Raw genomic sequence first — 9,890 nt, forward strand, 5'->3', positions numbered from 1 at the left:
TTCTCCAGACAGTCAGGCGTGGGATGCCATTTCCAGGCGATGGGCAGCGGCGTGCCGGCGCGCCAGGGCTAGCACGCACAGCAGCGATACGGCGGCGATCAGGCTGTAGAACAGCGCCATCGGCCACCATTGGCCGAGAAAACGATGGGCCAGCCAGGTGCCGATCAAGGGCGTCAGGCCACCGGCCACAGCGCCGCAGACCTGGTAGGCCAGGGAGATCGCGGTGTAGCGCACCCGGGTCTCGAACATGCCGCTGACGTAGCCGGCGATCACCGCATAGAAGGACGCCATGCACACCACCGCCAGGGCGATGCCGAGGATCATCAGCGGCGCCTGGGCCGAACTCACCAGCACGAACATCGGGTACGGCGAGGCCATGGCCAGCAGCGCCACCAGGCACAGGAAACGCGTGGCGCCGATCTTCTCGGCGACCCAGGCGGCCAGGGGCTGGATGCAGAACTGGATGATCGCCACCACGAACAGGCACTCGAGGATCAGCGACCGGGGAATCTGCAGCTGCTGGGTGCTGTAGGCGATCATGAAGGTGTTGGTGAAGTACACCCCGGCGATCCCCAGGGTGTTGGCGCCGATGCACAGCAGCAACGGCCGCCAGGCGCTGTGCAGCACTTCCAGTACCGGCGCCTGCTCATGGCGGGCAGCCTTGGCGGCGCGCTCGCGGCTGGCGAGGAATTCCGGCGACTCCTCGACCCCCAGGCGAATCGCCAGGCCCACCACCAGCAACAGCGCACTGGCCAGGAACGGCAGGCGCCAGCCCCAGCTCATCAGGGCCTGCTCGGGCAAGCGGGTCACGGCGCTGAACGCCAGCAGCGAGAGGATCAACCCGGCCGGGCTGCCCAGCTGGGCAAAGGAAGCGAAGAAGTTGCGCCGGCCCTTGGGCGCATGCTCGCCGGCCATCAATACCGCCCCGCCCCACTCGCCACCCACGGCGATGCCCTGGACGATGCGCAGCAGGACCAGCAGCACCGGCGCCGTGGCACCGATCTGCGCGTAGGTCGGCAGCAGGCCGATGCACACCGTGACCACGCCCATCATCAGCAAGGTGATGACCAGGGACTTCTTGCGCCCGATGCGATCGCCGATATGGCCGAAGATGATGCCGCCCAGGGGCCGGGCGAAGAAGCCCACGGCGAAGGTGCCGAAGGCCGCCATGGTGCTGAACAGCGAGTCGCTGGAGGGGAAGAACAAGGCACCGAATACCAGCGCCGCGGCCGTGGCGTAGATGTAGAAGTCGTACCATTCGATCATGGTGCCGATGAACGCGGCGGCAGCGGCCCGGCGCGGTTGAGGCGAGGCGGAGGACATGGATCAGGCTCCCTTGATTGTTGTTCTGGCAGGAGGACGGTGCAGCGCAGGCGCCTTCTGCGGGCGCCGTTGTGGAGTGGATTTATCCGCGGCCGGGGATAATCAGTCAATTTTCTATTGGTTATCTCGATTATTATCCTGGCTTATTATCAAACCCTCGCCCGCCCCAGAGCCTTCGCCATGTCCGACCACGATGCCCGCCGCTTGCTCAATGACCGCCTGGACTGGAACCTGCTGCGCACCTTCCGGGTGATCGGCCAGGAGTTGAGCATCAGCCGTGCGGCGGCGCGCCTGCACCTGACCCAGCCCGCGGTGAGCCAGGCCCTCAAGCGCCTGGAGGAACAACTGGGCCGGCAGTTGATCGCCCGCCGTGGCCCGCGCTTCGCCCTGACCGAAGTCGGCGAGCAGATCTTCGCCCTGGCCGGCGAGATCTACGGCCAGGTGTCCCAGGTCGGCAGCGTGCTGGAGCAGCCTGCCGACGAGGTGATCGGCAAGGTCCGGCTGTTGATCATCAGCCGCATCTGCAACGAGCGCTTCGACCAGTTCCTGGCGGACTTTCATCGCCAGCACCCACGGGTCGACCTGGAGGTGGACGTGATGCGCAGCTCGGACATCGTCAGCGCCCTGCAAGAAAAGACCGCGACCCTGGGCCTGAGCCTCAACCGCCGGCCGCAGCCGCGCCTGGAGCAACGCTTGTTCCTGCGCCAGCGCTATGCGTTCTTCTGTGGCAAGCACCACCCGCTGTTCGGCCACGCGGATGTGGCCGAGGGCGACCTGCAACGGGAGAACTTCGTCAGTTTCACCAGCGACCAGATCGGCGGCATGCTCTCGCCGTTGACCATCTTCCGCGACCAGCAGGGCTTCAGCGGACGTATCGTCGCCTCCTCCCCCAGCCTGGAAGAAGTGCGCCGCCTGGTGATCGCCGGGTTCGGCATCGGTTGCCTGCCGGAGCATGTGGTGGCGGCCGATGTCGACAGTGGGCTGCTGTGGCGGCTACCGCCCCACGAGGGCATCGCCGACGTCGACATCCACCTGCTGTGGAACCGCGAGCAGCGCCTGAGCCGCGCCGAGGCGTTGTTCCTCGAACGCTTGCAGGCGTGCCTGGACGCTCAGTAGCCCAGGCGGCGGTCGGCCAGGTTCAGCAGCGGTTCGCCCGCCTCCAGGCGGCGCAGGTTCTCCGCCACTTGCCGGGCAATGCAATCGTGGGAGGCGGCCGAGGCCATGTGCGGGGTGACGGTGACCCCGGGCAGGCTCCACAACCGATGGTCCGTCGGCAGCGGCTCCTGGTCGAAGACATCCAGCAAGGCGCCGCGCAGTTGGCCACTGGCCAGGGCCTGTTGCAGGTCGTCGATCCGCAGGTGCCCGCCACGCCCGCAATTGACCAGCGCCGCCCCTGGCGCCAGCCGGGCGAAGGTGGCATGACCGAGGATGCCCCGGGTCTCGGGCGTCAGGGGCAGCAGGTTGACCAGCAGGTCCAGGCCGTCGAGGAAGCCATCCTGCCCCTCGGCGCCGGCGAAGCAGCGCACCTGGGGCAACTGCTTGGCACTGCGGGCCCAGCCGCGCACCTGGTAGCCCGCGCCAGCCAGGTCCTGGGCGATGGCTGCGCCCAGGGAACCCAGGCCCATGACCCCGACCTTGAAGTCCTGCGCCGGCACCTGCAGCGGCCGCTCCCAACAGTGCCCGGCCTGTTGCCCAAGTACCCGGTCGAAGCCCCGGTGGTAGTGGATCACCGCCCAGCGCACGTACTCGGTCATGCCCTGGCGGTGCCCGGGGTCCACCACCCGGCACACCGGCACTGGCGGGCAGCCTGGATCGTGTTCCAGGTGATCGATGCCGGCCGCCACCGAATGGATCAACTGCAATGCCGGCAAGGCTCGCAGGCTGCCCGGCGGCGGGAACCAGCAGGCCGCCAGCCGTGCCTCGGCAGCCCCGGGGTCGCCTGCCAGCAATGCCTGCACCTGCGGCGCACTGCGGGCAAAGGCCTGCTGCAGTTGTTGCAGCAACGGGCGGTCACGGGACAGCAGCACCACAGGACTCATGACAGGTAGGACTCGCGCTGGTGCTCGATCAGGGTCAGGGCCGCGTCCCAGGCCAGCTCGATGATGTGGTCGGCATCGTCGCGCTCGAACTGCTCGGCGGTGTGGGCACAGACCTGCGGCGAGGGGTAGTTGAGCACCGAGCCACCGGCCAGGGCCTGTACCTGGGCCTGGCAGGCGCGCTCCAGGAAGTGGATCTCGTGGAAGGCGTGGGCCACGCGGGCGCCGCCCACCAGCAGGCCGTGGTTGCGCAGGATCATGGCCTTGTGCGGGCCCAGGTCGGCGATCAGGCGCTGGCGCTCGTCCAGGGACAGGGCGATGCCTTCATAGGTGTGGTAGGCCAGCTTGCCGTAGAACTTCAATGCATGCTGGCTGATGGGCAGCAGGCCCTGCTGCTGGGCCGCCACTGCCATGCCGGCGGCGGTGTGGGTATGGATCACGCAGTTGAGGTCGGGACGGGCCATGTGGATCGCCGAGTGGATGACGAAGCCGGCGGCGTTGACCCGGTGTCCGCTGTAGTGGGGATCGACGATGCGCCCCTCCTGGTCGATGCGCACCAGGTCGCTGGCACGCATGCGGTCGAAGATCACCCCGTAGCGGTTGATCAGGAAGTGGTGCTCGGGCCCGGGGATGCGCAGGGTGATGTGGGTGTCGATCAGGTCGGTCATGCGAAAGTGCGCCACCAGGCGATACAGCGCCGCCAGTTCGCAACGGGCCTGCCATTCGACGGCACTCATGTGTTCAGGTTTGCTCACGGATACACCTCTTGGGGAGCGGGTTGGACCACCGGCTTGGCGCGCATGCGCGCCAAGCCAGAGACGCCGATCAGCGACAACGCCGACAGCAGGCTGAAGAACAGCGCCAGGGGCAGCCATTGCCCGGAAAACTTGCTGGCCAGCAGCGTCCCCAGCAGCGGCGTGGTGCCGCCGGCCAGGGCGCAGCTGAGTTGGTAGGCGATGGATATCCCTGAGTAGCGCAGGTGCACCGGGAACGCCTGGGTCATGTAGCCGGCGATCACCGCGTACAGCGCCGACAGGATCACCACCGCCAGGGCGATGCCGAGGGTCATCAAGAGGATGTTCTGGGTACCGACCAGCAGGAACATCGGGTACGGCGTGACCATGCACAGCAGGGCCACCAGGGTCAGGAAGCGCCCTTCGCCGATGCGCTCGGCCAGCAGGGCCGAGAGCGGTTGCGACAGCAGCTGGATCACCGTGACGAGGAACAGGCAGTCGAGGATGGTGGCCCGGGGGATGCCCTGGTACTGGGTGACGTAGGTGATCATGAAGGTGTTGGTGAAGAAGAAACCGGCCGAACCTATGGTCACGGCCGCCGCGGCCAGGAGGATCTGCCGCCAGCAGTCGCGGACCACCTCCAGCACCGGGTAGCGCGCGGTCTCCTGGTTATCCCGGGCCTTGGCGAACTCCGGCGATTCATGCACCCCGCTACGGATCATCAGGCCCACCATCATCAGCACGCCACTGCCCAGGAACGGCAGGCGCCAGCCCCAGGCGAGGAAGTCCTCGGGGGCAAGGCTGGTGACCAGGCGAAAGGCGATCAAAGCCAGCAGCAGGCCGGCGGGGCTGCCCAATTGAGCGAAGGAAGCGTAGAAGGTCTTGCGCCGGGCCGGAGCGTGTTCGCTGGCCATCAGCACCGCCCCACCCCACTCGCCGCCGACGGAAATGCCCTGGATCAAGCGCAACGCGATCAGGCCGATGGGCGCCCAGATGCCAACGCTGGCATAGCTGGGCAGCAGGCCGATGCCGGTGGTGGCCAGGCCCATCAGCGCCATGGTCACCAGGAGCATCTTCTTGCGCCCGAGGCGGTCGCCCAGGTGGCCGAAGACCATGCCCGCCATGGGCCGGGCGACGAACCCCACGGCAAAGCTGCCGAACGCCGCCAGGGTACTGGTCACCGGGTCGCTGCTGGGAAAGAACACCTGCCCCAGCACCAGGGCCGCGGCCGTGGCGTAGATATAGAAGTCGTAGAACTCGATGGTGGTGCCGATGAAGGCCGCTGCCGCGGCGCGTCGCGGCTGAGGGGTGCTGTGCATGCAAGGACCTGTGTATTTGTAGTTATGGGCAGGTGCTGAAGGCTTGGTCAGGCGGCGCTCTATGGCGCTTGTGGGCTTTATCGCCGTCGTGCAAGGATTAGTCAATTTTCGAATTCTTATCCTAACTATTAGCCTTGCTACTACTAGAGCTCCCCATGGGCGCTTCTAAAAACCTAGGCGAGGCAGGTCGTTTTTAGAGGAGCTCCATGTCGACACTCGATCCTGTGACCGGCTCCTGGGCCGGACGGCGTTTTCTCAACGATCGCCTGGACTGGAACCTGTTGCGCACCTACCTGGTGATCGGCCAGGAAGGCAGCATGAGCCGCGCCGCCGCGCGCCTGCACATCACCCAGTCGGCGGTCAGCCAGGCCCTCAAGCGGCTCGAGGAGCAGCTGGACTGCCTGCTGATCGTCCGTAGCGGACGGCGCTTCGAACTCACCGAGACCGGCGAGGAAGTGCTGCGCATCGCCACCGATATCTATGGCGACATCTCGCGCCTGGGCACCGTGGTGCAAAGCCGCCAGGACGACGTGGTGGGCAAGATCCGCATTCTCACCGTCAGTGGGGTGAAGGCCCGGCATTACGATGAGTTCCTCGCTGACTTTCATGCCGCGCATCCGAAGATCGAGCTGGAGGTGGAGGTGCTGGGCAGTCCGGACATCATCAGTTCGCTGCTGCAAAAGACCGCGACCCTGGGGGTGGGCCTGTGCCGGCTGCCGCAGCCCAGGCTGGAGCAGCGAGTGCTGTTCCGGGAGCGCTACGCCTACTTCTGCGGCCCGCGCCATCGGCTGTTCGGCCAGGCCAACCTGAGCCTGCAACAGCTGGCCACGGAGAACTTCGTCAGCTTCACCAGCGACCAGCTGGGAGGCAACCTTTCACCCCTGACGCTGTTTCGCGACCAGCAGGGCTTTACCGGCAAGATCGTCGCCTCTTCCACCAGCTTCGAGGAAATTCATCGACTGATCTGCGCCGGCTTCGGCATTGGCTGCCTGCCGATCCACCTGGTGCGCCGGGACGTCGAACAGGGCTTGCTGTGGCCGCTGCCGCCGAAGGATGGGGTGGTGGATTTCGATATCCAGCTGCTGTGGAACCGTGAGCAGAAGATGAGCCAGGCCGAGGCGCTGTTTCTCCAGAGCATCCAGCACATGCTCAGTATCCACGAGCAGGTGCCGGACAGCCTGGTGCTGCGCTGATTCAGACGTGGGGATCGCCAGGAGCCTTGGCCGGTGCGGCGTACTGCGGCTTGAGGTGGCCGTTCTGGTCCAGTAGCCAGGCGTCCATGATCTGCCGCACCACGGGGCCGGCGACCCGGCCACCGGCCTCGCCGTTCTCGATCATCACCGAGATCACGATCTGCGGATGCTCGGCCGGGGCGAAGCCGACGAACAGGGCATTGTCGCGGTTGCGCTCACGGGTCTTGAGGCGGTCATAACGCTCGCCCTGCTTGATCGCCACCACCTGGGCGGTACCGCTCTTGCCGGCAATCCGGTACTGGGCCCCGGCAGCAGCGGCGCGGGCAATGCCGCGAGGATCGTGCATGACCATCTGCATGCCATGGTTGACCTGGTCCCACTCGCGCGGGTCCTTCAACAGGATGTTGGGCATCGGATGCGGGTCCACCGGGGCCACGCCATCGACGGTCTTGGCCAGGTGAGGCCGGTTCCATACCCCCTTGTTGGCGATCAGTGCCGTGGCCTGGGCCAGCTGCAGCGGCGTGACCTGCATATAGCCCTGGCCAATGCCGAGGATCAGCGTTTCTCCCGGGAACCACGCCTGGCGGCGGGTGGCGCGCTTCCAGGCCTGGGACGGCATCAGCCCCGGGGCTTCCTCGAACATGTCCAGGGAGACCTTCTCGCCGAGGCCGAACATGGCCATGTAGTCGTGCAGGCGATCGATACCCAGCTTGTGGGCCAGATCGTAGAAGTAGGTGTCGTTGGAGCGCATGATCGCCGCGTCCATGTCCACCCAGCCGTCGCCACTGCGGTTCCAATTGCGGTATTTGTGGTCGTAGTCCGGCAATTGGTAGTAGCCCGGATCGAAGACGCGGCTGGAGGGGGTGACTACGCCGGTATCCAGGCCGGCGATGGCCACTTCCGGCTTGATGGTCGAGCCCGGCGCATAGAGGCCGCGCAACGCGCGGTTGAACAGCGGCCGGTCGATGGAATCATGCAGGGCGGCATATTCCTTGAAACTGATGCCGGTAACGAACAGGTTGGGGTCGAAGCTGGGGTTGCTGACCATGGCCAGCACTTCGCCGGTGGACGGGTCCAGGGCCACCACCGAGCCGCGGCGGTCACCCAGGGCCTGCTCGGCAGCCTCCTGGAGCTTCACGTCCAGGCTCAGGACGATGTTCTTCCCGGGGACCGGATCGGTATGCTTGAGCACGCGCATGACCCGCCCCTGGGCGTTGGTCTCCACCTCTTCGTAACCGACATGGCCATGCAGTTCGGATTCGTAGAACTTCTCGATACCGGTCTTGCCGATGGATTGGGTACCGCGGTACTCCACCGAGTCCAGGGTCTTGGCTTCTTTCTCGTTGATCCGCCCGACATAACCGATGGAGTGGGCGAAGTGCATCCCCAGGGGGTAATGCCGGACGAACTGGGCTTCGACATCCATGCCTGGCAAGCGGTATTCGTTCACCGCCAATACGGCGATCTGCTCCTCAGTGAGCTGGTAGAACAGGGTGACGGGCACGAAAGGATGGCGGGCCTGCTTCATGGCCTTGTCGAACAGCGCCCGGTCTTCCGGCGGCAAGTGCAGGAGCTCGGCCACGGTATCCAGTTCGCCCTTGAGATCGGTGGCGCGCTCACGGGTGATGGTCAGGTTGAAGCTGGGGCGGTTATCCGCCAGGACCACGCCATTGCGGTCATAGATCACCCCACGGGTCGGGGTGATGGGCAACACGTGGACACGGTTGTTCTGCGAAACGGTGGAGTGGTAGTCGAACTCCACCACCTGGAGGAAATACATGCGCCCCACCAGCGCACAGGTGATGGCCGCTACCAGCACGGCGCAGGCCAGCAGCCGCTTGTTCACCAGGCGGGTTTCTTTCTCGTGGTCCTTGATCGGAATCGCTTCGGGCATTGCTACAGCTTCTCGGTGAAATAGAGGTCGACGCTGGTCCGTGCGGGTGAAATCGGGTCCGTAAAAAAGAGCTGCACCATACCAAAAACCAGCCGCCGACTTTGCCGGGATTTCCCCCACGGCTGATCAATGGTGCTGGCCTGGGGGCATTATTGACCTGTGATCAAGGGTGTTGTTCCGATTCTTGGGTTTTTCCCGCATTACTCACTGGGGAGACTGCAAGATGCTCTTGGCCGGCCGACCTGGCTGGCGCAAGAGCGTCTTGAAACCTGATGGAGAGTGAAGATGCCAAGCGAATATGTGGCCTGGGGCTGGACCCGGGGAGCCGGCCTGCCTGGCCTGCGATCGATCCGTAAAGCCCTGCCGCAGCCGTCGACCAATCAACTGCTGATCGCCAATAGCGTGATCGCGTTGAATCCGGTGGATTGGAAAATGATCGAGTGGGGCCACGACGACTGGCGGGACGGCCATGTGCCGGGCGTGGATGGTGTCGGGGTGGTGGCGGCGGCAGGCCCTGATACAAGCATCCGACCAGGAACCCGAGTGGCTTATCACCAGGAGTTGAGCGCTGACGGTAGTTTCGCCGAATACAGCCTGATCGATGCCAGGGCCGCCATTGTCCTCCCTGATGAGCTGGACGACGCTGTGGCGGCGGCCTTGCCTTGCCCCGGTCTGACGGCCCTGCAAGCTTTGGACAAGCTGCCCCAGGCGGGCGTGGGGGATGTGCTGGTGGTGGGGGCCGGCGGCGCCGTGGGCTCGTTACTGGCGCAGATGGCGGTACAGAGGGGGATGCGGGTCTGGGCCACGGCTTCAGCCAAGCATCATGAACGACTGCAGGAGCAGGGTGTGGTTGGAGTCTTCGACTATCATCGGCCAGAGTGGCGGGCTGAATTGCAAGCCCGCCTGGGTAGCCGACGGCTTTCGGCTATCTTCGATACGGTCAGCGGCAGGCACGCGGCGAACCTGGCCGAGTTGCTGGGCTACAACGGGCACTTGGTGTGTATCCAGGATCGCCAGGAGACAGCGCCGTTGCCAGCATTCAGCACAGCCATTTCCCTGCATGAAGTGGCGTTGAACAGTCTTCATGCACACGGCGTCGAAGCCGATTGGCAACGCTACCAGCAACAGGGTGCCTATTTGCTGCAGCAGGTTGCACAGGGTCAGCTCAAGGGCTCTGCCCTGTTGCCTTTCGACTTCAATGAACTGCCGGCAAAGCTCGAGGCGCTCAGGGATACGGAGCAGCACGGCAAGTGGATCGCTCGCCTGCAGCCCGGGCAAGTGTTTGCCTGAACCAGGTCAGGCCCGGCAAATGCCGGGCCGCTATGGTTTTTCGTCCGCGCAAAGACAAAACCCCAACTGCTTTCGCAATTGGGGTTTCGGAATTTAATCTT

General features: G+C 65.2%; 8 protein-coding genes. 3 read left to right on the top strand and 5 right to left on the bottom strand.

Going from position 1 to position 9,890, the window contains the following annotated elements; translation table 11 throughout:
* Nucleotides 1-12: 12 nt before the first annotated feature.
* Nucleotides 13-1,323 (bottom strand): MFS transporter, encoded by a 1,311-nt coding sequence (locus AC3WK8_RS30860; protein ID WP_103326895.1) that lies wholly within the window; start codon nt 1,321-1,323, stop codon nt 13-15.
* 180 nt (nt 1,324-1,503) lie between these two features.
* Here AC3WK8_RS30860 and AC3WK8_RS30865 point away from each other — a divergent pair, with 180 nt between their 5' ends.
* The gene (locus AC3WK8_RS30865; RefSeq protein ID WP_103326893.1) at nt 1,504-2,439 is read left to right on the top strand and encodes a LysR family transcriptional regulator; all 936 of its coding nucleotides are present in this window, start codon (nt 1,504-1,506) and stop codon (nt 2,437-2,439) included.
* On the opposite strand, the gene AC3WK8_RS30870 is transcribed toward AC3WK8_RS30865, so the two are convergent.
* From AC3WK8_RS30870 to AC3WK8_RS30880, 3 genes are read right to left on the bottom strand one after another with little or no spacing between them, the layout of a single operon-like run.
* Entirely contained in the window at nt 2,433-3,362 is a 930-nt protein-coding gene (locus AC3WK8_RS30870) for a 2-hydroxyacid dehydrogenase (protein WP_103326891.1), read from the bottom strand. The genes AC3WK8_RS30865 and AC3WK8_RS30870 overlap by 7 nt on opposite strands.
* Nucleotides 3,359-4,114: a class II aldolase/adducin family protein gene (locus tag AC3WK8_RS30875; RefSeq protein ID WP_103326889.1), complete on the bottom strand. Its 756-nt coding sequence runs from the start codon at nt 4,112-4,114 to the stop codon at nt 3,359-3,361. Before AC3WK8_RS30875 ends, AC3WK8_RS30870 begins: the two co-directional genes overlap by 4 nt.
* Nucleotides 4,111-5,412 (bottom strand): MFS transporter, encoded by a 1,302-nt coding sequence (locus tag AC3WK8_RS30880; RefSeq protein ID WP_103326887.1) that lies wholly within the window; start codon nt 5,410-5,412, stop codon nt 4,111-4,113. Before AC3WK8_RS30880 ends, AC3WK8_RS30875 begins: the two co-directional genes overlap by 4 nt.
* Nucleotides 5,413-5,618: 206 nt before the next feature.
* Between AC3WK8_RS30880 and AC3WK8_RS30885 the strand changes: the two genes are divergently transcribed.
* Entirely contained in the window at nt 5,619-6,605 is a 987-nt protein-coding gene (locus AC3WK8_RS30885) for a LysR family transcriptional regulator (protein WP_103326885.1), read from the top strand.
* 1 nt (nt 6,606) lies between these two features.
* On the opposite strand, the gene mrdA is transcribed toward AC3WK8_RS30885, so the two are convergent.
* Nucleotides 6,607-8,499 (bottom strand): penicillin-binding protein 2, encoded by a 1,893-nt coding sequence (gene mrdA, locus AC3WK8_RS30890; RefSeq protein WP_103326883.1) that lies wholly within the window; start codon nt 8,497-8,499, stop codon nt 6,607-6,609.
* Between the two features lie 285 nt (nt 8,500-8,784).
* Between mrdA and AC3WK8_RS30895 the strand changes: the two genes are divergently transcribed.
* Complete coding sequence (locus AC3WK8_RS30895; protein ID WP_103326881.1) at nt 8,785-9,789, top strand: alcohol dehydrogenase catalytic domain-containing protein; 1,005 nt, start codon at nt 8,785-8,787, stop codon at nt 9,787-9,789.
* Nucleotides 9,790-9,890: the final 101 nt, after the last annotated feature.

The organism is Pseudomonas sp. FW507-12TSA, assembly GCF_058781435.1.

What these genes read in the sequence shown, in the direction of transcription:
- AC3WK8_RS30860 (WP_103326895.1), bottom strand. Translation starts at nt 1,323, where the DNA reads ATGTCCTCCGCCTCGCCTCAACCGCGCCGGGCCGCTGCCGCCGCGTTC.
- AC3WK8_RS30865 (WP_103326893.1), top strand. Translation starts at nt 1,504, where the DNA reads ATGTCCGACCACGATGCCCGCCGCTTGCTCAATGACCGCCTGGACTGG.
- AC3WK8_RS30870 (WP_103326891.1), bottom strand. Translation starts at nt 3,362, where the DNA reads ATGAGTCCTGTGGTGCTGCTGTCCCGTGACCGCCCGTTGCTGCAACAA.
- AC3WK8_RS30880 (WP_103326887.1), bottom strand. Translation starts at nt 5,412, where the DNA reads ATGCACAGCACCCCTCAGCCGCGACGCGCCGCGGCAGCGGCCTTCATC.
- AC3WK8_RS30885 (WP_103326885.1), top strand. Translation starts at nt 5,619, where the DNA reads ATGTCGACACTCGATCCTGTGACCGGCTCCTGGGCCGGACGGCGTTTT.
- mrdA (WP_103326883.1), bottom strand. Translation starts at nt 8,499, where the DNA reads ATGCCCGAAGCGATTCCGATCAAGGACCACGAGAAAGAAACCCGCCTG.
- AC3WK8_RS30895 (WP_103326881.1), top strand. Translation starts at nt 8,785, where the DNA reads ATGCCAAGCGAATATGTGGCCTGGGGCTGGACCCGGGGAGCCGGCCTG.